At 41.6% G+C, this 23,977-nt stretch carries 20 protein-coding genes and 1 pseudogene; 15 read left to right on the top strand and 6 right to left on the bottom strand.

The window, feature by feature from the left end:
* Positions 1-173 precede the first annotated feature (173 nt).
* The 4 genes from P7J36_RS01845 (at position 174) to P7J36_RS01830 (ending at position 3,384) form a co-directional block, all read left to right on the top strand.
* Complete coding sequence (locus P7J36_RS01845; protein WP_408551015.1) at positions 174-617, top strand: MerR family transcriptional regulator; 444 nt, start codon at positions 174-176, stop codon at positions 615-617.
* Positions 614-1,528, top strand: a complete 915-nt coding sequence (locus P7J36_RS01840; RefSeq protein WP_408551014.1) for an amidohydrolase family protein — start codon at positions 614-616, stop codon at positions 1,526-1,528. Before P7J36_RS01845 ends, P7J36_RS01840 begins: the two co-directional genes overlap by 4 nt.
* Positions 1,529-2,188, top strand: a complete 660-nt coding sequence (locus P7J36_RS01835) for a putative quinol monooxygenase (RefSeq protein WP_408551013.1) — start codon at positions 1,529-1,531, stop codon at positions 2,186-2,188.
* 62 nt (positions 2,189-2,250) lie between these two features.
* Complete coding sequence (locus P7J36_RS01830; RefSeq protein ID WP_408551012.1) at positions 2,251-3,384, top strand: low temperature requirement protein A; 1,134 nt, start codon at positions 2,251-2,253, stop codon at positions 3,382-3,384.
* A 33-nt stretch (positions 3,385-3,417) separates the two neighbouring features.
* Here P7J36_RS01830 and P7J36_RS01825 read toward each other — a convergent pair whose 3' ends face one another.
* The 4 genes from P7J36_RS01825 to P7J36_RS01810 all read right to left on the bottom strand — a co-directional run bounded on the left by P7J36_RS01825 (position 3,418) and on the right by P7J36_RS01810 (position 7,189).
* Entirely contained in the window at positions 3,418-3,942 is a 525-nt protein-coding gene (locus P7J36_RS01825) for a hypothetical protein (RefSeq protein WP_408551011.1), read from the bottom strand.
* A 272-nt stretch (positions 3,943-4,214) separates the two neighbouring features.
* Positions 4,215-5,096: a hypothetical protein gene (locus tag P7J36_RS01820; protein ID WP_408551010.1), complete on the bottom strand. Its 882-nt coding sequence runs from the start codon at positions 5,094-5,096 to the stop codon at positions 4,215-4,217.
* Between the two features lie 12 nt (positions 5,097-5,108).
* Positions 5,109-5,969, bottom strand: a complete 861-nt coding sequence (locus P7J36_RS01815) for an ABC transporter ATP-binding protein (protein ID WP_408551009.1) — start codon at positions 5,967-5,969, stop codon at positions 5,109-5,111.
* Positions 5,970-5,971: 2 nt separating this feature from the next.
* Positions 5,972-7,189, bottom strand: a complete 1,218-nt coding sequence (locus tag P7J36_RS01810; protein ID WP_408551007.1) for a hypothetical protein — start codon at positions 7,187-7,189, stop codon at positions 5,972-5,974.
* Between the two features lie 418 nt (positions 7,190-7,607).
* On the opposite strand from P7J36_RS01810, the gene P7J36_RS01805 reads away from it, so the two are divergent.
* From P7J36_RS01805 to P7J36_RS01765, 9 genes are all read left to right on the top strand, one after another.
* Positions 7,608-8,480, top strand: a complete 873-nt coding sequence (locus P7J36_RS01805) for a helix-turn-helix domain-containing protein (RefSeq protein ID WP_408551006.1) — start codon at positions 7,608-7,610, stop codon at positions 8,478-8,480.
* 152 nt (positions 8,481-8,632) lie between these two features.
* Positions 8,633-8,770 (top strand): hypothetical protein, encoded by a 138-nt coding sequence (locus tag P7J36_RS01800; protein WP_408551004.1) that lies wholly within the window; start codon positions 8,633-8,635, stop codon positions 8,768-8,770.
* A gap of 40 nt (positions 8,771-8,810) precedes the next feature.
* Entirely contained in the window at positions 8,811-9,146 is a 336-nt protein-coding gene (locus P7J36_RS01795; RefSeq protein ID WP_408551003.1) for a helicase BlpT, read from the top strand.
* Positions 9,147-9,236: 90 nt separating this feature from the next.
* A complete protein-coding gene (locus P7J36_RS01790) occupies positions 9,237-9,938 on the top strand; it encodes an ABC transporter ATP-binding protein (RefSeq protein ID WP_172028152.1) in 702 nt (233 codons plus the stop codon).
* A gap of 11 nt (positions 9,939-9,949) precedes the next feature.
* Positions 9,950-13,315 (top strand): FtsX-like permease family protein, encoded by a 3,366-nt coding sequence (locus tag P7J36_RS01785; RefSeq protein ID WP_408551002.1) that lies wholly within the window; start codon positions 9,950-9,952, stop codon positions 13,313-13,315.
* 80 nt (positions 13,316-13,395) lie between these two features.
* Positions 13,396-14,703 carry a hypothetical protein gene (locus tag P7J36_RS01780; protein WP_408551001.1) on the top strand — a complete coding sequence of 436 codons (1,308 nt, stop codon included), beginning with the start codon at positions 13,396-13,398 and terminating at the stop codon, positions 14,701-14,703.
* A 75-nt stretch (positions 14,704-14,778) separates the two neighbouring features.
* Positions 14,779-17,415: a DNA polymerase I gene (polA, locus tag P7J36_RS01775; RefSeq protein WP_408551000.1), complete on the top strand. Its 2,637-nt coding sequence runs from the start codon at positions 14,779-14,781 to the stop codon at positions 17,413-17,415.
* Positions 17,416-17,427: 12 nt separating this feature from the next.
* Complete coding sequence (locus P7J36_RS01770) at positions 17,428-18,183, top strand: hypothetical protein (RefSeq protein WP_024398989.1); 756 nt, start codon at positions 17,428-17,430, stop codon at positions 18,181-18,183.
* A gap of 130 nt (positions 18,184-18,313) precedes the next feature.
* A complete protein-coding gene (locus P7J36_RS01765) occupies positions 18,314-18,754 on the top strand; it encodes a CoA-binding protein (protein WP_408550999.1) in 441 nt (146 codons plus the stop codon).
* 608 nt (positions 18,755-19,362) lie between these two features.
* Here P7J36_RS01765 and P7J36_RS01760 read toward each other — a convergent pair.
* Positions 19,363-20,205 (bottom strand): DUF975 family protein, encoded by an 843-nt coding sequence (locus P7J36_RS01760; RefSeq protein ID WP_408550998.1) that lies wholly within the window; start codon positions 20,203-20,205, stop codon positions 19,363-19,365.
* Positions 20,206-20,377: 172 nt separating this feature from the next.
* Here P7J36_RS01760 and tgt point away from each other — a divergent pair, with 172 nt between their 5' ends.
* Together tgt and P7J36_RS01750 are read left to right on the top strand one after the other, a co-directional pair.
* Positions 20,378-21,520 carry a tRNA guanosine(34) transglycosylase Tgt gene (gene tgt / locus P7J36_RS01755; RefSeq protein WP_002935810.1) on the top strand — a complete coding sequence of 381 codons (1,143 nt, stop codon included), beginning with the start codon at positions 20,378-20,380 and terminating at the stop codon, positions 21,518-21,520.
* 234 nt (positions 21,521-21,754) lie between these two features.
* A pseudogene (locus P7J36_RS01750) lies at positions 21,755-23,062 on the top strand (transposase).
* Positions 23,063-23,171: 109 nt separating this feature from the next.
* On the opposite strand, the gene P7J36_RS01745 reads toward P7J36_RS01750, so the two are convergent.
* Positions 23,172-23,318, bottom strand: coding sequence for a hypothetical protein (locus P7J36_RS01745; protein WP_014636443.1), 147 nt, complete (start codon positions 23,316-23,318; stop codon positions 23,172-23,174).
* Positions 23,319-23,977 lie beyond the last annotated feature (659 nt).

Raw genomic sequence — 23,977 nt, 5'->3', positions numbered from 1 at the left:
CAGTTCGATGTAGAATACCTGGACAATGTCAACGAACATCCAGATTATGAAGCGGCTTTGGAGGCTGTTAAATAAAAGAATATTACGGTGCCTGAATAGGCATCGTTTTTTGTTTTTTATATTGACTTATAGTGAACTACAAGTGTTATAATGGCATACAGGAGGTGCAGACCATGGACAAACTCGGCTACACGATTGCGGAAGTCAGTCAAAGATACCAGATTAATAGTAATACTCTACGTTATTATGAACGAATTGGCTTACTACCAGATGTTCCAAGAGCCAGCAATGGACATCGCTATTTTACAAAGGAAATCCTGACTTGGCTGGAGATGATTATCTGTTTGCGTCACTCAGGTGTCAGTATTGAAACGCTGACAGAGTATGCTTCCTTGTTGAAGGAAGGAAATAGCACCGTTAAGGAACGGGAAAACTTGTTGCGGGAGCAGTTGGCAACTCTCTATCAGAAGCAGGCCAACCTCCAACGCTCCATTGACCGCTTGGAGAAAAAAATAGCCTTATATGAATCAGGTGAGATTGAACAAGACCTTTCCTACTTTGAAGACTATGCGATTTTATCCGATGAAAAGGATAGTTGGAAGGAGATAGAAGTATGAAAATAGATGTATTTGCCCATGTATTGTTGCCCCAGTTTTATCAGAAAATGTTGGTCCTTGATCCAGCCTTGCCTCAAAAAATGCCTTTTTTACAGAATCCTATCCTACAAGATATGGAAAAAAGGCATGCTCTGCAAGATCCAGCTGTCAAACAGATTATTTCATTTGTCAATGTCAATCCAGAAGATTATCTGGAAGCAGAGCCAGCCTTGGCTTTGGTAAAAGAAGCCAATCAAGAACTCTTGGAAACTGTTCAGACCTACCCAAATCAATTTCTAGCTGGCGTAGCTATGCTGTCTTTGAACAATATTGAGGGAAGTTTGGAGATTTTGGAAGACTTTGTCGCTAAAAATCCTGAAATTGTTGGTGTACAGCTATTCTCAAGACACCTTGGGCTGTCCGTTGCGGACAAAACATTTAGACCAATCTTCGCCAAATGTGAAGAATTAGATATTCCTATCTGGTTGCACCCTGTATTTGACAATCGCAAACCAGATAATAACATTGTTTTTTCATGGGAATACGAGCAGAGTCAGGCCATGCTGCAATTGGTTCAGGCTGGGATCTTCCAAGATTATCCTAATCTGAAAATCATTGTTCACCATGCAGGAGCCTTAGCGCCTTTCTTTAGCGGACGGATTCAGCACATTTTGCCAGAAAAACAGGTGGAGGACTTCCGCAAGTTCTATGTGGACACAGCTATTTTGGGCAATCCAAAGGCACTAGAATTGACCCTTGACTATTTCGGACTGGACCATGTTCTCTTTGGAACAGATGCTCCTTTGGGTATTGCACCTGCAGGGGCTACGCAGGTCATCTCAGACGCTATTGACTCCCTGCCCTTATCTCAAGAGGACAAGCAGGTCATTTACTCTGAAAATATCAGACTATTACTGAAGGAGGCAAAATAGATGAGTAAGCCAGTTGTTCATTTATTTCATCTAGGAGTTGATGAGAAAAATCGTGATAGTTTTTATCAAGTGGGTGTGAAGAATTTCCAGACCTCTTATGAAGAGGAAGCAGGCACCCTTGCCATGTACGCCAGTTCTTTAAAGGAAAATCCGTTGGAGTACAAAGTTTTTGAGGTCTATGCAGATGAGGAGGCCTACCAAAAGCATCGGAATTCTCCGCACTTTAAAGCTTATGTAGAGCAGGTGGGCTCCAAACTCACCAAGCGGGAAGTCTTTGAAGTAGAAGCCTTGTTTTTGGAAGAAAAATTGCCGTCGGGTATCTGGTTGGAAGCAGAAGACCATTTCTTAAAATTTGCCCAGGTTCAAGTAGAAGTGGGGAGTGAAAAATCTTTTGAAAGAAGTGTCCTGCTGAATATGCAAACTTCTATAAAAGAAGAAGCAGGTGTTTTAGCCATGTATGCCGTCAAGGATTGTCAGCAATCAAATCGTTATTATTTCTACGAAGTGTATGTGAGTGGGAAAGCCTACGAAGACCACCGTCTGACTCCGCATTTTCAACGCTATATTTCAGAAACGCAGGATTTGGTGGAAGAAAAAATCTTACAGGACTTAGAAAACGGTATCGCCATCTCGAGAGGGCAACTAGCTTTTTCTAGCTAATTTGTATCCTCTAACTTTCTGTGCTATACTGGTGGAATGAAAAAATTTTAACAGGAGATTCTATGCCATTTATCAAGCATAAAAAGGTCGAGTTGACCGAATTATTTTATGATTTAGTTTATGTCTATACAATCAGTCAGCTGACGTCGATAATCCACCATGCCCATCAGGGTGTTGTCAGTCCCCAATCCTTTTTTAACTTCTCAGTTGGACTGATTATTTTTATCAATTCTTGGATGGTGCAGACTGTCTTTACAAACCGTTTTGGAAGTAACAGCTTAAGAAATATCATTTTTATGTTTTTACAGATGATTTGTCTTTTGGTGGCATCAAGTGCAGTTGCAGGAGATTGGCAGACTAGTTTTGTATGGATTTTTCTACCCATGGCCATTATTTCCTTGCTGCTTCTGGTTCAGTACATTTTAGAATATTTCCAGACTTCAAACGATGCGGATCGGAGTTTGATGAAGCAGTTTTTCTATATCCTCGGTTTGCGGTCTGTCATGCTCTTTCTTTCCTTATTTTTCCCTTATGAGATAGGTATGTGGATTGCCTTGGTCGGTATTCTCACGACCTGGTTGCTACCTGGATTGCTCAGTGATCCCAACCGTGGCTTTGTTTCGGCTGACTTGAATCCAGTAAATTTTCCACACTTGATAGAGCGCTTGTCACTCTTAGTGATTATTACCTTTGGCGAGTCCTTGATTGGTATTTCAGAGCATTTCAGTCCAGAGAATTTTTCTTGGGAATCCATTGCGATTTTCATTACTCTGACAAATCTTTTCATGGTCTATATTGTAGAAGTGGACCACCTGCTTGATGTAGAACGGGAAGAAACTGGGATTCGTGCCATTTATAGTCACTACCCCATACTCTTTGGGCTCAGCTTGATAACCATAGCCCTCTCATTTTTTGGAAATGGTGACATGAATGCCCAATACACCGTCTTTTATTTTTACGGTGGCCTAGTCCTCTTTATGCTCGGACTCCTTCAGCACAATGCCTACAACAAGCAAGGCAGAACCCTATCCAAGCAGTTTCATATTACCCAGCTTCTGCTCATCAGTATCGGCTTTGGAATTAGTCTACTAGTCTTTTCTCAGTCATGGAGTTGGTTGATCGTGACCAGCTTGATCGTGACTAGTCTGATGATGATTGGTTTTGTTGGTTTTAACATTGGTCATTCGGCAGAATAAAGAATCCCGCTTCGATCGAAGTGGGATTTCTGTTTACTGACGCTCGATGGTCAGGCTGATTTTGACGATTGGTTTGCCTGGCGTCCGCTTGGTCCACCAGTCTTTAATGTGGAAATAGCTGAGCAGGGCAAGCAGGATTGGATAGGCAGTTGACCAGACACTGATGAGTGAGTGGAGTTTTGAGACTTGAAGCACCAGTGATTCCTTGGTTGCCAAAAGGATGCTCTTATCGCGAATGTAGTCTTGAATGCTGTCAAATAAGACCTGCATATCACCAATTTTTGTCAGAGGAGTTTCAGCGAACAAGGTCTGAATGTCCATCCCAATCGCCTGAACATACAGTTCTTGTAAGGATTGGACATTTTTCCATAAGTCTAGTCCAGTCGAGAGACTAGTCACCAGACCAAAGACAATCAAGCCGATTGAGCCCCAGAACAAGAGGCTGTAGCCCCAAAGAATGAGCTTGTTAATCTTGCCATCCATGAGCTTGAAGGCCTTGATGAGCTTGCCGGCTAAGAAGTAGAAGAGAATGATTTCGACTAGGCAGATGAGGACCATGATAATAAGGAGGATAATTGCCCGTCGTACCCAGCCCTATTAGATTGCTGATGTTTTCTAGGTCAAATTGGAAGAGGCCGTGGATTAGCTTGTTAAAAAATGGTACTTGGAAAAAGAAAATCAACCAAGAAAGAGTCAGATAGATGGAACTCCAAACAAATGGAGATAGGGATAATTTTTCACTTTTCATGCCTTTCTTATGCTAACGTTTGCACACCAAGGCATTGAAACATATGTTCAGTTTTAAGTCTAGTGACTGGCTTGTTTTCGGCCTATTTTCGTGTATACTTTTCTAGGATTTTAGCAGTTGCTAATCGGATAACAGCCAGATAGAAAACGGTCACACCAGCCATTTCTAGCAGGAGTTTCTGCAACTGCTTTCCTACTGTTATGGTAGACTGAGGATTTGTGCCAATCAGAATGGGATAGTGTTCTTGGAAGGTAAATTGGAACTGATGTGCCAATAGAAGCAGCATGAATAGGATGAGGGCATAGATAGCAACTTGTAGCAGAAGAGCAAGTTGGGTCAGGCTAGTGGCATATTGACCAGGGGATAGGCCGTTGATAAAGAGGAGACCACGATGTTTGGAAAGGTCAGACATCAGAAGCCAGACTAAGAGACAGCAGATGACGAGAGGAATCATATAGTTACTAGCTGGAAGAACTTGTAACAAGGTCAGATAAACATCCTTGGGAGCAGTAGGGTAGTGAAAGGTAAGAGTTTGCTCTAGAACTTTTTTATAGACTGTGATACGTTCTGCCAGTTCGCTGTTCGTAAAATGGTTGATATTGTGCCCGTTTGCCTCCCAGTTTTGCATGGTCTGGTAGAGTTCTAACTCCGTTTCCAAGACCTCCTGACTTTTTCCTTGGATATGTTCCTTTTCTAAGTAGGTGGTCGTCAGTTCCAAGAGTTTTTTATAATAATCCATGCTTTCCTGGTCTAAGGCTTGAGCTTCCTTATCGTCAGCATACAAGAAGGTTTCAGCTTCTTTTTTGACTTGTATGATACGGGTTCGATCTTCAAATCGCAGGTTTTCGGCCTCTAGGACATTCCGATAAGATAGTGCAAGTGGGATAAGAGCCACAGCGGTCATGAGGGCTAGAAAAATAGCATTACGTTTCAGTCGTAGAATGAAAAGAGTTAGGGTGTTCATAGTCAGACCTCCCTATTCAAATAGTTCTTTATAGATTTCTTCGGACTGGTGCTCCTGAATGCTAATATCCAAAATTTCCACCTGACAAGTCATGACTTGGTCAAGGTAGAAATGCAGACTGTGAACACTGGTGTCTACCTGAATGCTGTCATTGGCCAAAGTCAGTCCCTTCACTTGCCCAAGTTGCTGATAAACGGTCTGGTTGTCGCTGGTTTGAATGGTGTACTGTCGTCCAACCTGTTCCAGTTTTCTCTCGATGATTTTTCCCTGTTTGAGAAAGAGCAGCTGGTCGGTTAGCTGGTCCACCTCGTTTAATTGGTGGGAAGACACGATAATGGTTGAACCATTTTTGGCTAGTTTCTGGAGCAGTTTTCGGGTTTGAATGTAGCTAGTCGGGTCCAAGCCGTTCAAGGGTTCATCCAAGAGCATGACCTGGGGATTGTTCATAATACCGATAGCCAGCAGGAGATGTTGCTTCATTCCCAGGGAATAATTTTTGACAGGGATCTTCACATAATCACGGATACCGATTTCTTGGATGACTTCCTCAATCCGCTCTTTGGGTAAACCTTGGATAGTTTGGACCAATCGCAAGTGTTCTAGCCCCGTCAATTCAGGGTAGAGGACACGGTTGTCCTGCAGGTAGGCAAAGGTTTGGTAGACAGTTGGATTATCGTGCTTCATGCCATTTATTGAAATCTCTCCCGAATCAAAGGTTTGCAGGTTGGCAATGCAGTCTAGGAGGGTTGTCTTTCCAGAACCGTTTGGTCCAATCAAAGCCCAGATTCCAGGTTCTACCAGTTCTAGGTTTAGCTGGTCTAGTATTTTCTTTTTCCCGTAGGATTTGCACAAATTGTGTATGGATAATCGCATGGTTAGACCTCACTTTTTCTTGTCAGGAGATAGAATTGCAGGCAATAGATGAGCAGGTTACTGATGAGAAGAACCGTAAAGACTTTTGGAATGCTGTATCCTGTTAATTGGTGGTAGATGATAGCACTTCCGTCCGCCAGATTGCCTGCGTTCCATAGGCTAAATGGATTGAAGATATGGGGATAGAAGTTGGCAGAGATGACAAGTCCTAGTGTGACAACTAGTCCAGCCAGGCCATTTTTTAAGACTCTAGCCAAGGTCTGTGCCACTCCCAGCAAAAATAGCAGGTAGAGATAGTGCATGCCACAGGCCAGCAAGATGACTTGGTAAATAGGTTTAATGGTTGTGGTGATAAAACTGTAAGCCAGTCCCTTACTGGTATAGGTGGTGACGGGATAGATCCAGCTACTATTGCCATTTAGCAAAAAAGCGATGAGCAAATGGCTCAGATATAGGGTTAGAAAGAGGGCAGTATATAGTGTTAGAAAGGCTAGGTATTTATTGGTTGTAATTCGAATTCTAGTCAGCCCCAGGGTCTGTAAAAGGCGAATCTGTCGGCTAGTTCTCTGCTGGTCTTTGATGAAAAAATTGGTGAAAGTTAAGAGAAAGAGAGGAAGGGTGATGACCAGGCCTAGCTGTTTTTGACCCTGCCAGATTTCATGACTGGTTCCTTTTAAGGCCTGCTGGCCCAGGCTCTTGACGATTTCTCTATCTGTTGGTGTTTTGGGATGTTCAAAGGCCGTTAGGTAAAGCTCAGTTGGAAAGGCTGAGGGTATCCCTTTTTCTAGCAGATACTTGGAAATCAAGAAGGTATTTTCGATGGTTTGTGGGGCAAATTCATAACTTTGATAGACAAGGCTGATATACTGTCCATCCCTCTGGTAGTTCTGGATATTTTTCTCATAAAAATAGGTCCAGTCCTCCTTCTTGACCGCCTCAATCTCCTTTTGGTAGTTGGCAATATAGTTTGTAAAAAATGTTTGTTCAGCCTGATAATCTTCTTCGCTGAGAGTTTCATTCTGATACTGTGTTTCTAAATCTTGTATGATATTTTCAAAATTCCGGATAGACTGTTCATAGTGTTGGATGACTTTTAATTTGGCTTGCTGATTGCGGTAGCCTGCTAGAAGAGAACTAGCTAGAATAGTCATCAACAAGACCAAGATAGCGACCAAATTTTTCTTGCTACGGAAAAATAGCTTTCCTTCAATTTGAAACATAGATACCTCCAAAAGAGAAGAGATTGTAGGGGCAGGTATTAATTTTTATCTAGAGATAGTTCCTGAATAGTAGGCTAAGTAATAACCGTCACTAGTTTTTTGATAATCGGTTAAGCGTAAATAACCATCGTACTTTACACCGTGTGGATATTCATCGTAATATCTAGTTTGAGTTAGATTTTTAACTACGAATAATTTTCTGTTAATGTAATAGGAACAGGGTGATGCTGGTCAAGATAATCAGATAACCCTTTTTATTTTGTATCTTCCAATCAATTATGGAAATTCTCTTGTCTATATACTATTATATGTAATTATCTGAAAATCGTCAATATAAAAAATGAAAATTTTGATATAAAAATGACGATATTCATCTTATAATGGTGTATAATATTATTAAATAAATTTGGAGTATGTTATGAATAGTATAAGTGGTAGTCGTTTTAAGCAACGAAGAAAAGAACTTGGACTGACTCAGAGTGTCTTAGCTAAGGATATTTGTGAGCAGAGTTTGATTAGTAGAATCGAAAATACCAACCTTTCTCCCTCATCGGAAATCCTTTTCCTATTGTCTAATAGGTTGGGTGTGACCATGAATTATTTTTTTGAGGAATTTGTTCAAGAAAGTAGACATAGCATTGGAAAAATACGAACTATTTTATCCCAACAATTGCTTCTCAGAAATTATGAAATTGTAGAGCAATTGTATATGAAAGAGGTGGAAAGCAGACACTTATTGAATGAGGAAGATAAGGCCTATTTAGACTATATTTTTACCTTGGTTCAATTTTACTTATACAATGAAAGGGATTTTGCGACAAAAGAGTTTGATAGACTAAGTGCTATTATCGCTCCTCATTACTATTTTTATTTAGATTTTTTGAACAGTTACGCCAGTTTTCTAGGTGAAGTTGGTGAAGATGACAAATATATGGAGTTGGTCAGCAATGTAAAATCAGAGGTGAATAAGCTTGATTTATCAATCAATGCTGACTTTCAAGCCTATATAAAGATTGGTTACAATTATGCTAGATTTCTTCTAAAACGCAAACAGACGAACTTAGCTTTAGATGAAGTGACAGAACTGATAAACCAATTGAATGCCTATAATAGTAGTTTTTTATTGCCAGATTTACTATGTTTGTTGGGGAATATCAGCAAAGGCTTATTGAGAGAAGATGAAGTTTTAGATTTGTATGAGCAGGCACTAGTTTTATACAAGTTACAAGGAAATACAAAGTTATATTTGTCATTGAAGAATTTTTTAGTAACAATGGGTAAGGAAATATAGTGAAAAATTAGTTATATCAAAAAGGAGGTATGTATGAAACGGATAGTTAAATTTGTGTGTCTGCTTCTCGCAATCGCAATAGTAATCTTTCCTGTAAACAGGATTGTAACGAGAACTTCTGACGGATTTGATCCTGGAGGAATTCATACTCAATGAAAATCAAAAACAGACTAGGCGACGCTGATGCAGATAGAACTGAAGTTCATCAAATCAAGTCAACAACGTCTGATTTTGATTTTCGAAGAGTATCATATTATGAAAAAGTAAGGGACTTGTATATTTTTGTCTAATTTGATATACTAAATTCATCAAAAACAAGGAGGGTCTTTTATGGAAAAGACACAGATTATTCAAGACGTTTTGGCCCTCATTCAAGACTTGAATCAGGCCTTTCAAGCAGATAAGCGGGGGACAGTTGATGAACAACGGTTCCAGCATAATTTGACAGAGACGACACGCATATTGTCGGAGGCCAAGTCGGTCACCAATACAGAACTGATTGCGATTGAGAAATTCTACCGTTCGACCAGTTTTTTGGTTGGACTGGGCGACCTGCGGTTGAGTGAGAAAAGCAGGCAGGCTTGGAAGGCCTTTGATCGTTACTACTACCAGACCATCAGAGAAGAATTGAAACTCTATGGTGGCTCTGCTATTGCCCAAGTATAATAGATGATAGAAGAGGGTGAGAATCCCTCTTTTGTGCTATAATAAAGTATAAGAATTTAGCCGATAGAAAGAGAAGAAGCGAGGTGTGCCATGTCCTATATCCAAGTAAAGAATTCGTCAAAATACTACCAAATGGGGGATGCGACCATTGTGGCCAATGACGGTGTGTCCTTTGAAATTGAGCAGGGTGAGCTAGTCATCATTCTCGGCTCGTCTGGTGCTGGCAAGTCCACTCTGCTCAATATCTTAGGCGGTATGGATAGCAATGACGAGGGGGAGGTTTGGATTGACGGTGTGGACATCGCCAAGCTGTCGAGTCATGAATTGACCAACTATCGCCGAGATGACGTTGGCTTTGTCTTCCAGTTTTATAATTTAGTCGCCAACCTGACCGCAAAGGAAAATGTGGAGCTAGCTGCAGAAATTGTCAAGGATGCCTTGGATGCCGAGGAAGTCTTGGAACAGGTCGGACTCGGTCACCGTATCAATAATTTCCCCGCTCAGCTTTCAGGCGGCGAACAACAACGTGTGGCCATTGCCCGTGCCGTTGCCAAAAAGCCTAAAATTCTTCTCTGTGATGAACCGACAGGTGCTTTGGACTACCAAACTGGTAAGCAGGTCTTGCAAATCCTACAAGATATGTCCCGCAAGCAAGGTGCTACGGTGATTATCGTGACCCACAATAGTTCACTGGCTCCCATTGCTGACCGAGTGATTCGAATGCGGGATGCCCGCGTGCATTCGGTGGAGCTGAATGCAAATCCGCAGGATATCGCTAGTCTAGAATATTAGTGGGGGAGCCTATGAAAAAGAAAATCTACTGGAAGGATATGAGGCAATCCCTCCTTTCTTCCAAGGGACGTTTTCTGTCCCTATTTAGCCTAATGATGCTGGGAGCCCTAGCTCTGACAGGTCTGAAAGTAACTGCTCCCAATATGGAACAAACAGCCCAAGCCTATATTACTGACCAGAAAACCATGGATTTGGCAGTCATTTCTGGTCTGGGGATTAGTCAAGAAGACCTTGATGAAATAGGGTCAATCGACGGAACAACAGCTGAGGCTGGCTATTTTAAGGATGTGGTTGCTAAGAAAAATCAGACTGCGGTTCGGCTTTTTTCAGCTCCGAAGTCTATTTCCACCTATAAGCTTATAGAAGGCCGATTGCCCAGTCAAAAGGGGCAAATAGCTCTGTCTCCTTCCTTACAAGCAATCTATCAATTGGGAGATACATTTCAAGTAACCGAGCCTGACAAGGACGGCACTATCATGACCCAAACGACCTTTACCGTTGTTGGTTTCGTAGCTTCGGCGGAAATTTGGGATAATGAAACCATGGGCATGGCCGCAAGTGGAGATGGTCAATTGACAGGCTATGGAGTTGTTGCAGAGGATGTTTTTCAATCTGAAGTTTTTACCATAGCTAGAATTGTCTATGATGATTTGGCAAATTTGCCTTACTACAGTCAAGCCTATCAGGAGAAACTGGACCAACACCAAGAAGACCTAGAAAAGCTATTGGCAGATAATGATGAACAGCGGTTGGAAACCATTCAAGCAGAAGGGCAAACGGAAATTTCCCAAGGAGAAAAAGAAATTGCCCAAGCTCAATCTCAGCTGAACCAAGCAGCAGAAGATTTGGCAACTGGTCAGGAACAAGTCGCAAGCGGTCGCAGTGAATTTGCGCGTGGACGGGCAAAGCTTGTTCAGTCGGAAATGGAATTACGAGCCGTCCTTGCCCAATTGTTGCAAACCAAGTTTCAATTGGATGAAAGTAAAAAAGAGTTGGATAGCCGCAAGGCTCAGCTGGACCAGACGGCTTCATTTCTAGAAGGAAACCAAGAGTCTTTGGACCAAACGGTTCAGCGTTTAGATACGGCAAAAGTTGAATTGGATAGGCAAAATGCCCAACTCAGTCAAACGGCTTCACAAATTTCAACTGGTCGTGCCAACTGGTACCAAAACCAACAAAGTTTAAATCAGCTGATTGCCAATCAAGTTCAAGTTGGCCAAACCTTATCTGACTATCCTGACTTATTGGCTAGACAGGAAGCCTTGGACGCAGAAAAAGCTCGCTTAGATCAACTTGAAGCTAACTATGAGCAAGCCAACCAAGACTATATCAATAATTATGATTATTACCAATCCAAGGTTGCAGAATATGAAACAAACCTAGCTGACTACAACATCTGGAATCAGGAATACCAGACTAGTTTAGCCCACTACCAAGCAGGTCTAGCTCAGTATGAGCAAGGTCTAGCAGCCTATCAAAAGGGTGTTTCAGATTATGAATGGGGTGTTAGTCAATTAGAATCTTCTGACTTGAAACTGCGTCAAGAAGAATTGCGATTGGAAGAAGCAGACAAGGAATTAGCTCAGGCTCAATCCCAATTATCAGAAAAACAGGCGGAAGCCAACCAAGAAATCAGCCAGGCCCAAACAGAGATTGCTCAAGCCAAATCCGACTTGAGCAAATTAGAAAAATCTCCCTATCAGATTTACAGTCGGACCAGCCTTCCCGGTGGAGATGGCTACACCACCTATAGCAATGCGACCAAGTCCATTGCAGCAGTAGGCAATGTCTTTCCAGTAGTTCTCTATCTGGTCGCAGCTCTAGTTACTTTTACCACCATGGCCCGATTTGTCGATGAAGAGAGGATCCAGTCAGGACTCTTCAAGGCACTTGGCTATACCAATGGTCAGATTATGGCTAAGTTCATTCTCTATGGTTTGGCGGCAGGTCTGGCAGGAACAATAGTCGGCATAATAGCAGGGAATCTCCTCTTGTCTCCACTTATTTCCAACATTATTACGCAGACAACCGTGATAGGACCAGCTAAACTTCATTTTTATCCCCTTTGGACAGGTTTAGCCTTGCTCCTGTCTCTGGCTTCCTCCGTCCTTCCAGCCTATCTGGTAGCTCGCAGAGAATTGACAGAGAAACCAGCCCAGCTCCTGCTTCCAAAACCTCCCGCTGCTGGCTCCAGCATTTGGCTAGAAAAATGGCCAGCCATCTGGTCCCGCTTGAGCTTTACCCACAAGGTGACTGCCCGCAATATCTTTCGTTACAAGCTCCGCATGCTCATGACCATCTTCGGTGTGGCAGGGACAGTCGCCCTCCTCTTTGGCGGTCTTGGCATTCGTTCCTCTATCTCAGGGGTTGTCCAACGGCAGTTTGGGGACTTGATCCATTATGATATGTTGGTCGTGGAAAATAGCAGAGCAGAGGAGAAGGACTTAGACAAATTAACAGACTTTCTCCAGTCAAATCAAGTTGGTCAATCCTTGCCAGTGGCTTTTGAACAACTCCATCAAACAGTGGAGACAAATGGCCAAAGAAAGAAGGTATCGATCAGCCTCTTTATTTCAGACCGTCAGGATTTAGGAAATCTAGTCAGTCTTGAAACATCAACTGGTCAGTCTATTCAACTGAGTGGCAGGGGTATTGTCCTCACAGAAAAACTCGCAGCAATCTACGGTGTGACAGTCGGAGACAAGCTATCGCTGACCTTGGAGGATAAGGAAGTGCCGGTCAGGGTCGCTGCTGTGGCGGATATGTATGCTGGACACTTTATCTATATGACTAGAGGTTACTATGAACAAGTGACGGGCAAGTCAAAGACTGCCAATGCCTATCTGATAGAGCTGAAAGATGACCAGACCAGCCATGTTCAAACGATTTCTAGCCAGCTGCTAGCCATGCCAGCGGTCAGGAGTCTGGTGCAAAATACCTCCCTCATGTCCATGCTCACATCTATTGCAGGCTCACTACAGACCATTATGACCATCTTGGTGGTCTTGTCCATCTTGCTTGGTTTGGTTATCCTCTACAACCTGACCATTATCAACATGTCTGAGCGGATTCGAGAACTATCGACCATAAAAGTTCTGGGCTTTCATAATAAGGAAGTGACCCTCTATATTTATCGGGAAACGATTGTCCTTTCCTTGATTGGTATGGGCGTTGGGCTGATTGGCGGAATCTACCTTCACAAGATTCTTCTTGCCATGATTGGTTCGGATAGTATTCGTTTCAATCCCGCAGTCGGTCTGGAAGTTTATGCCATTCCAATTCTAGCCATTATCGGAATTCTAGCCGCCCTCGGTATCTATGTAAATCATCACCTGAGAAAGGTGGATATGTTAGAAGCCCTCAAATCTGTTGAGTAGTGCTTGGTGCACAAAAATCCTAGTTTCGGCTAGGATTTTTTTCTCGGTACAGCTTCTGAAAAATATGCTATAATCTTGTCATGAAAAAAATAAGTGATTTAGGACTAACAGGTCGAAAATTAGTTGGAGAAGGTCTGATTTTAGTCTTCATCGGTCTTGGATTTTTAATTGCTGGTTGGCACTTTTCAGGACTGATTCTTCGATTTGTTCACGCAGGTTTATTCTTTTTGGCTTTATATGAATTAAGCATGATATTTTTCAGAAAGAAGAAATCGAGTGAAAGTGTGCTTGCCCTAGTGGGAAAAGCAGTATTATTTGGTATTTTGGCAAGTATTGATTTGGCTATTCAAATTCCTCTCTATTTTGCAGCTATTTTTATAGGGATTTACCAGCTTTTTACGGCAGTCATTAATTTCATTACTTTTTATCTATATAGAAAAGATGGGGTGCAGCCACGGATTCGTTTTTTGATTGACGGAGTTTGGCTATCCCTGTTAGGCATCGCCTCTCTCTTTGTATCAGGCACACAGCTAGTTGTTCAAACAATTGTCATCGGTGGGTATCTGGTCTTGTACGGACTAACTAATCTGCGTGATGGCTTCTTGTTTGAGGAGGCTATTGAGCAACAAAATCTTAAGCGCCATGTCCGTTTGCCCCTACCATTATTTTTAGCAGCTTTGATTCCTCGTATGACCCTGCAAAAAGTCAATGATTACTTGGCGGATAATAAGGGACAAACAGCTCAATCTATCTATAACCGCCACAAAGAAATTGCGGAGCTTCCAGCATTAGAAGTCTTTGTACACGTTGGAGAAGAAGGGGTCGGAGCAGTTGGGCATGTTGATTTGAGTTACAAAGGACAGGTTTATGGTTATGGTTCATACGATGTCCTGTCTGAGCGTTTGGGTGGTGCGATTGGTGATGGAGTCTTGTTCAAAGCAGAGCGCCAAGCCTATATTGACTTCTGTAATCAAGAAGGAATGACTATGTTGGGTTATCAGCTAAGCCTGACACCTGAACAGGAAGAAGCAGTTGAGGCTCGATTGGCTGACATTGATAATCTGCTCCTACCTTGGAATCCAAGTCCTGAAAAAGTATCGAAAACAGCCGATGGCCAGCCGATTGAAATGTATGCCTATCGAATGAAAGAGGCAATACATGCGGAATTATTCAAATTTAGAAAGTCTAAATTTAAAACCTATTTCGTCCTATCTACTAATTGCGTTCTTCTGGCTGATTCTGTGATTGGACAAGCTGGAACCGATATACTTGGTATGCGTGGATTTATCGCACCTGGAACCTACCAATCTTATCTGGATCAAGAATTTGAAAAGCCACATAGTTTAGTAGTCGCAAAGAACATTTATTATCGAAAAGAAAAATCCTAGTCGCTAACTGGGATTTTCTGTTATTCCAGCCCTCCATCACCCACAAAACTCCCCCATCCATGCTATAATAGAGACATGAAAAAAAATAAATTACTACTCATCGATGGCTCTTCGGTAGCCTTCCGTGCCTTCTTTGCACTTTATAACCAAATTGACCGCTTCAAGAATGCCAACGGTCTGCATACCAACGCCATTTACGGCTTCAATCTCATGCTGGACCACATGATGAAGCGGATTGAGCCGACCCACATCTTGGTGGCTTTTGATGCCGGAAAGACCACCTTCCGTACTGAGATGTATGCCGATTACAAGGCGGGCCGGGCCAAGACACCAGACGAGTTCCGCGAGCAGTTCCCCTTCATCCGTCAGATGCTAGATGCCATGGGGGTCAAGCACTATGAGCTGGCTCAGTACGAGGCAGATGACATTATCGGTACCTTGGACAAAATGGCAGAGCGGACAGAGGTGCCTTTCGATGTGACCATTGTTAGCGGTGATAAGGATTTGATCCAGCTGACTGATGAGAACACCGTAGTCGAGATTTCTAAGAAAGGCGTAGCCGAATTCGAAGAATTTACCCCAGCCTACCTCATGGAAAAAATGGGGATTACCCCTACTCAGTTTATTGACCTCAAGGCTCTAATGGGAGATAAGTCCGATAACATCCCTGGGGTGACCAAAATCGGTGAAAAAACAGGTCTAAAACTCCTGACAGAATTTGGTTCTTTGGATGGTATCTACGAAAACATTGACAGCATGAAGGCTTCTAAGATGAAAGAAAACCTGATTGCTGATAAGGAACAAGCATTTCTTTCTCGAACCCTTGCCACCATTGACACCAATGCTCCAATCGAAATTGGTCTGGATGACATTGTTTATCAAGGTCCTAAGGTGGATGAACTGGGACAATTTTATGATGACATGGGCTTCAAGCAATTAAGGGCTCAGTTAGGTACGACCAGCTCGCAAGAGGAAGCGGTACTCGATTTCCAAATCGTAACGGAAATCAGCCCCGCTATGCTCAAACAAGATCAGTTTTTCTATTTTGAAATCTTGGGTGAAAATTATCACCGAGAGGACTTGGTGGGACTAGCTTGGGGAGACAAGGAGCAGATTTATGTCGGAGAGCCTGAGCTACTTGATAGTCCAGTCTTGCGTGACTTTTTAGAAAAACAAACCATAAAAACCTATGACTTTAAGCGTGGAAAAGTTCTTCTCGACCGAAAAGAGATTACGCTACCTCCAGCTACTTTCGATAGCCGTCTAGCCAAATACTTGCTTTCCACCGTTGAGGACAACTCCCTAACAACCATTGCCAACCTCTATGGTCAGACCAGTCTTGTTCCAGATGAGGCAGTTTATGGCAAGGGTGCTAAGTTAGACTTGCCAGAACGCGAGGTCTTTTTCCCACACTTGGCACGTAAGGTTCAGGTTTTGATTGAGACAGAAGAGCCGATGTTGACCAAATTAGAAGAAAATCAGCAATTAGATCTTTTGTTTGACATGGAGTTGCCACTGGCAAATGTTTTAGCCAAGATGGAAATTGCTGGTATTAAAGTGGAAGCTGAGACTCTCAAAGCTATGCAATCTGAAAACGAAGTTTTGATTGACCAGTTGACCAAGGAAATCTATGAACTAGCTGGTCAGGAATTTAATATCAATTCGCCTAAGCAGCTTGGGACCATTCTCTTTGAAGAGATGGGACTACCATTGGAATATACCAAGAAAACCAAGACAGGCTATTCAACAGCAGTAGATGTCTTAGAACGATTAGCGCCAATTGCACCAGTTGTTTCAAAAATCTTGGAATACCGTCAGATTACCAAGCTTCAATCAACTTATGTAGTCGGCTTGCAGGATGCCATTTTAGAAGATGGTAAGATCCATACCCGCTATGTACAGGATTTGACACAAACAGGTCGCCTATCTTCGACGGACCCTAACTTGCAAAATATCCCTGTTCGTCTAGAACAAGGGCGCTTGATTCGTAAGGCATTTGTGCCATCGCTTGAGGACAGTGTCCTCTTGGCTTCGGATTATTCCCAGATTGAATTGCGCGTCTTGGCTCATATTTCTAAGGATGAGCATTTGATTGAGGCCTTCCAGCAAGGTGCAGATATTCACACTTCGACAGCTATGCGGGTCTTCGGTATCGAAAAAGCTGAGGATGTGACACCAAATGACCGTCGGAATGCCAAGGCTGTAAACTTCGGTGTCGTCTATGGTATTTCAGATTTCGGTCTATCCAATAACTTGGGGATTACACGTAAGGAAGCTAAAGCCTATATCGATACCTATTTTGAACGCTTCCCAGGAATTAAGAATTACATGGAAACCATTGTTCGTGAGGCACGTGATAAGGGTTATGTAGAGACGATTTACAAACGCCGTCGTGAATTACCAGATATAAACTCTCGCAATTTCAATGTCCGTAATTTTGCGGAACGAACAGCCATCAACTCACCAATTCAAGGTTCGGCCGCAGATATTCTCAAAGTAGCCATGATTAATCTTGACAAGGCTTTGACTGAAGCAGGTCTTGCGACACGTATGTTATTGCAAGTACACGATGAGATTGTTTTGGAAGTCCCAGTGGCAGAGCTAGAAACGGTAAAAGCCATGGTAAAAGAGACCATGGAATCGGCGATTAGCCTGTCTGTACCATTGATTGCGGATGAAAATGAGGGACCGACATGGTATGAAGCTAAGTAAGAAAGGAAGAGTATGAAAAAGATAGTTCTTTGTATTGGTCTATGTAGTCTTCTGCTCGCAGGTTGCGGAAAAACAGCGCAGAAGGCAGAGAAAACACCAGCTTCTTCAGGGGAAGAGTTTTCAACCACTTTACCGATTTTGCAAGAAAAGCAGGATACTACGAACGAACAGTTCAATGTTCTAGCAAATGCAGAGCTTATAGCTGTTAATAGTACACCACCTGCTGACGAAACACAAAAAGGCCACAAGATTTATGCGGCCAATAATGGTGTTGCTGAAAAAGATGAAAATGGGAATATCAAGGAATATTTCCGTTATTATGATGTGCCATCTACTTGGACAATTAATGCAGAAAATACTCAGGATGAGACAGTCGCTGCAGTCTATGATGTTAAAGAAGGTTCCAGCAATTACATGGTCCAACTCTATAATATCAATGCTTTTAATCAGTCTCCATTGGAAGACGGTCGCAATATGACGCCGGAGGAATTAGAAGCACGGATGCTTGAAACAAATCATTCTTTCAGTGAAAAAACGGTTGTCACAATCAATGGTCAGGAATGGCAGGTTGGGCGACAGTTATTAACAGATCAAAAATTGGCTCGTCTGACTTTTTATCGGATGGAATCAACAGCTGCTTATGATGACTCCGTGGTTGTGGGTTCGATCTATTATTCCTTAGATCCAGGAACCGATAAAGATCGGACCAACCTTAAAAAGGTTATTGGGCAAGTTAAGGATGTCGTGTACCAAATTGCTAAAAAATAATCAAGGTAGACAAGCTATAATCAGTAACGAGTTAAAACTGACAAGATTGTGTTATAGCACACCTATAGCACACCTTATTCATTAAGCTTTTATTGATTCTAACATTTAATATACATTAAAGGAGGTCTCTATGTCTTATTCCTTCCAAAATCCTAGTCAGGACACTATCTTTGACTATTTGAAAAATGCTAAGACTATTGCGGTGGTCGGTTTGTCTAGTCGAGAAGAGACAGCAGCCTACCGTGTTTCCAAGCTCATGCAGGAAGCGGGCTATAAAATTATTCCAGTTAATCCCAAGGCTGCTGGTGGGACTATTTTAGGCGAGTTGGTCTATAGTAGTCTAGCAGAGATTGACCAACCTATTGATATTGTAGATGTCTTCCGTAGAAGTGAATTTTTACCAGAGGTAGCACAGGAATTTATCCAGTCGAACGCCAAAGTTTTCTGGGCTCAACTTGGTTTAGAAAGTCAAGAAGCAGAAAAACTGTTGCGTCAGGCAGGTCGTAACGATATTGTCATGAATAAATGTATCAAGATTGAATATCTTGAAATGAAAGAACAATACGAATAGAGGCTGGGCAAAAAGCCCAGCGGCTACTACTCAGAGTTCGTGTCAACATCTCAGCGCAGTGGTTGATTGGGTTTAACAGTCCAGTGGACTGTTAAAGGTTGGAGATAAGATTTGCGAAGCAAATCTCAGCAATTCGTGTATTACACTCCAAATCTGACCATTACGACTGTTGCGAACAAAGTTCGCTTCATCTCCAACCTCCAAAGGTTCCCCGAACCTTTGGAGCTATGCGGGGGTGGGAGTGAAACAGTCTGGGGATAGACTGTTTCAGCTCAACAACTAGAAATAAAGACTTGTTGACGAACTCTTTTTTAGACCAGTCGAGTTCTTTCTCACTCCCTTTTTCATCGAAAAAGCAGCTCAATGAACCATTGAACTGCTGGATGACTCTAAGTGAGGAACGCTTAGAATTGGAACAAATTACTACACATGGCGTAAAAATAGAAAGGAAGAAATCTGCTCCAATACCAAGCAGGCTAAAATAGTCCTTTGTCGCTCCTCAGTCATAGTATAACACAATCCAACTGTTTGTACCAATTATTACTATATTTTTTTCTTAAATATCAACATAAAAAGCGTAAAAATAAGAGCATATATCGCTCTTATTTTTATACGTAACTCATTTTCTTAGCCTGATCATCTAAAATGTCTTCATGGAAGTGCATTTGTGCAGCATAGTGATACGGCCATACATATAAACCAGCCAGGCCAAATGTAATAATAACAAGAAGGAACCAGCCAATGAAGGATAAATCAAGTGTAAAGCGTTTAAACTTGTAACCTTTCATCAACTTTCGACTAGACCGAATGATTGAAAAGGCACTTGTATATTCTTCGCGTTCCAATTGTTCAAACAAGATATATTCTATCTGTGAGTAAGCATAGATTTGTGGAATATAGAGAGCCAACCCTAAAAGCATAAGTAGGATACCTCCCATGGCCATTAGCCCCAGTATGGCAAGGATTTCCATAGGAAGCGCATTAGGATCCAAGGTTTGACTGGATGCAGCTATAATCGTAATCATCGTTCCAGCACCGATAAGTAGACCGATACCAAGGTAAAACAGGAGTCCCCAAAGGAAGAGCAAGAAACTTTTTAAAATGTAGGTTCGAAAGATTTTCCAGAAATCTTTATGATTGAAAATCATCAACGCATCTTTAAATGATGTGGAAGTTTTTACCCCTTTGATAAGATGAAATATAGTGCATATAATGGATAAATGCAGTAGTCCTAATAGCAATCCGTAAAATAGTGGAAACAAGGAGGTAGAAATAAAGTAGCTAGGACTAGCAAGTTCCTCAGCTGTTACTCCAGCAAGGCTATTGCGAGAGAAAGAAATTAACTGAACGATAACAGAAATAGTGACGGGGATGACGGCCACTTGATAGATACCAGGTGTCTCGTTTAGTGTTTGGCGAGCCCGCTCACGTATATTAGAAATTGTAAACATCTACATAACCTCCTTGCTGAATATTGTAACATAATTCTAGATGACAAGCTAGGCTTTTTTTGATAGACTGGAAGGTGCTGTGGAGATTGGTTGTTTTTGGGTAAAATTGACTGATTGACCATACAAGACTAAATTCCTAGGACTGTTTTTCCTAGTGGGAGGTAAATAAAACATGACAGATGTTCCAATCAAGTATCGCTTGATTAAGAAAGAAAAGCACACAGGTGCACGTTTGGGCGAAATCATTACCCCACACGGGACCTTTCCAACTCCGATGTTTATGCCAGTTGGAACTCAGGCAACGGTAAAAACCATGTCGCCTGAAGAATTGAAGGCGATGGGTTCAGGAATTATCCTATCCAATACCTATCATTTGTGGCTTCGTCCAGGTGACGAATTGGTGGCGCGTGCAGGTGGCTTGCACAAGTTTATGAATTGGGATCAACCGATTCTGACTGACTCAGGTGGCTTTCAGGTTTATTCCTTGGCCGATAGTCGCAATATCTCAGAAGAAGGTGTGACCTTCAAAAACCATCTCAATGGTAGTAAGATGTTCCTGTCACCTGAAAAAGCTATCTCTATTCAGAACAATCTTGGCTCTGACATTATGATGAGCTTTGATGAGTGTCCGCAGTTCTACCAGCCTTATGATTATGTAAAAAAATCCATCGAAAGAACAAGTCGTTGGGCAGAACGTGGTCTCAAGGCTCACCGCCGTCCGCATGACCAAGGCTTATTTGGTATTGTCCAAGGTGCTGGTTTTGAGGATCTTCGTCGCCAATCAGCCCATGATTTGGTTAGCATGGATTTTCCAGGATACTCTATTGGAGGATTGGCTGTTGGTGAAACACACGATGAAATGAATGCTGTACTGGACTTTACGACCCCTCTTTTACCGGAGAATAAACCACGATATCTCATGGGCGTTGGAGCACCAGATAGCTTGATTGATGGCGTGATTCGTGGGGTTGATATGTTTGACTGTGTATTACCAACACGTATTGCGCGTAATGGAACCTGTATGACCAGTCGTGGACGTCTTGTGGTGAAAAATGCTCAGTTCGCTGAGGACTTTACACCGTTAGATCCAGAGTGCGATTGCTACACATGTAAAAACTACACACGTGCGTATCTCCGCCATTTACTTAAGGCCGACGAGACGTTTGGTATTCGTTTGACAAGTTATCACAACCTCTACTTCTTGATTAATTTGATGAAAAATGTCCGTCAAGCAATCATGGATGACAACCTTTTGGAATTCCGTCAAGACTTTATGGAAAAATATGGTTATGGCAAGAATGGTAGAAACTTTTAACGTTGAAAATAACCCTCGATAATAAGCATGATTAAAATAATTTGGCTCTATAATTTCTAACTTAATTTCATAAGAAAAACACCCCAATCGTTAGATTTTGTGTCTAACTTTGGCTCTATAATTTCTGTAGTGGGTAAATCCACCATAGAGATTATGGAGCCTTTTTGAGTATATACAAAAAGTCCCATATGACCTATAATGAAAAGCAACCACACTCACATTAGAAAGACTCATATGGAACAACTTTATCATACCACAGAACTAATCGGAATCAAAGACAAAAACATCAAAATTCTCTTTGTTTTGAAACATCAGACCCATCTAGAAATCAGGGCAAAGCTAGATTATGACAGCCCTGGTTGTCCTCATTGCCAAGGAAAGTGTATCAAGTACGACTTTCAAAAGTCGTCAAAGATTCCGATTTTGGATTGCCAGGGCCTTCCGACCCTCCTCTTGCTTAAGAAACGGCGGTTTCAATGCAAATCTTGCCAAAAAGTGACTGTAGCTGAGACAACTCTAGTCAAGAAAAACTGTCAGATTTCCCAACCTATTTGGGAGAAAGTGACACAACTCCATACAGAAAACATGACCAATATAGCCATCGCTAGGAGATTACATATCTCCGTATCGGTCGTCCAGAGGAAACTGGCTCAGTTTCAATTTGAGCATGATTTTACGAAATTACCAAAAGTCTTGAGCTGGGATGAATTTAGTCGGAACAAGGGAAAACTCGCCTTTATTGCTCAGGATTTTGAAACGAGACGCATTGTGACCATTCTAGAGAATAACCGCCAAGAAACCATAAAGAACTATTTCTACAAGTATCCTAGGGCGGTCAGAGAAACTGTCGAGGTCGTAACCATGCTATGTTTAGCGCCTACTACAAATTGGCTAGCCCCTTCGCTCTCCAATTTCTAGGCTCAGGCTGAAACAGTCTATTCCCAGACTGTTTCACTCCCAAAAGCTAAAATTGTCCTTGATAGATTTCACATTATCCAACACCTGAGCCGTGCTATGATGACGACTAGAATTGATATTATGAAGACTTTCGATACGCGTTCCCTACCTTATCGATCCATGAAAAATCACTGGCGTATTCTCCAAAAAGATAGTCGAAAACTGTCTCGAAATCGCTTCTATTCTCGCACTTTTGGGCAAACAGTAACACCGAGAGAGGTTGTCCAGAAGACATTGGATTTCTCTGAGGAACTGAAATTCTATTACGAACTCTATCAGATCCTACTCTTCCATTTCCAAGAGATGAACTCGAAATATTTCTTCGAGCTTCTAGAAGACAATTTGGATCTTGTCAATCCTGCCTTTAAAACTGTTTTTAAAACGTTTCTAAAGTATAAAACGTACATCACGAACGCCATGGAGCTTCCATATTCAAACGCTAAGCTGGAAGCGACCAATAAACTCATCAAAGACATCAAGAGGCAAGCGTTCGGCTTTAGGAACTTTACGAACTTTAAAACCAAGATATATATTGCTTTGAACATCAAAAATGAGAGAACGAATTTCGTCCTCTCTAGGTGTTAGCTTTTCGTCTACCCACTACAGTTGACAAAGAGCCCTAACTTTTGGGGTGCAGTTCATTTTTGGAAATCGCTTTTTTTTATTGTCTAAACACTACGTTTTGTAATTGGTGTTAACTGAAAGTTAATTCTTCAAATTTTGTACAAAAGTTTTCTGTAACCTTCTTGAGATTAATTGTAAGTATGCTGGCTACACGATCGCTGTGAATCAGAGGTGTTGCACCTGGATTTAGCTCCAATGCCTTCTTAATGGTCTTCATATCTAGTGGGCTAACATTATGATGACAATTCTCATAAGAGATGATAGAACACAATCATATTTCTATTTAATAGCATTGAGATAAGTTCTGACACCTAAACTGTATTGTAATTATGTGATATCATTATTCAATATTTGGTTTTGGGCTGTGAATTCTCGATTGATCAAGTAATCTACGTAGAATCTCTCACCAGCTTTTGTACAAGACTGTCTTATACGACGTATTACAAAGTTTGAGCCTTTTGATGGGGCTAAGTTGTTATTCCGAATTTATTCTGAATTTTCTTAGGTTTATTGGTATATAGTGTCCTGTATAGAATTCAACCAATATGGATTACTGGTAGACATCAATGTTACAGCAGATTTCAATCATGATTTCCATTTGGAAAGCCTACTATTTTTTCTACCATTTGTCAAGCCTATCAAGGTATTTGACGAAAAATATTTTGAGTTCAATAGTCAAAATAAGGAAATTGTTTTATTTTGGACTACACTTTAGTGTAAAAAGTGCATACAAAACCAACACCTTATGTTGAAATTTTTTGATAAGGTGTTACAATGATAGAGCATAAACAGTTTTACCGATTTTGGGTTGAAATATAATCGTAAAGTTTGTTATGCGTTATGAGGTAATACATTGTCCGAATGAGACGATGTATG

It is taken from the genome of Streptococcus suis (assembly GCF_046032115.1).
Taxonomy (GTDB): domain Bacteria; phylum Bacillota; class Bacilli; order Lactobacillales; family Streptococcaceae; genus Streptococcus; species Streptococcus suis_AJ.
Note: the sequence above shows the minus strand (reverse complement) of the source record. Positions and strands in the feature narration are given on the sequence as shown.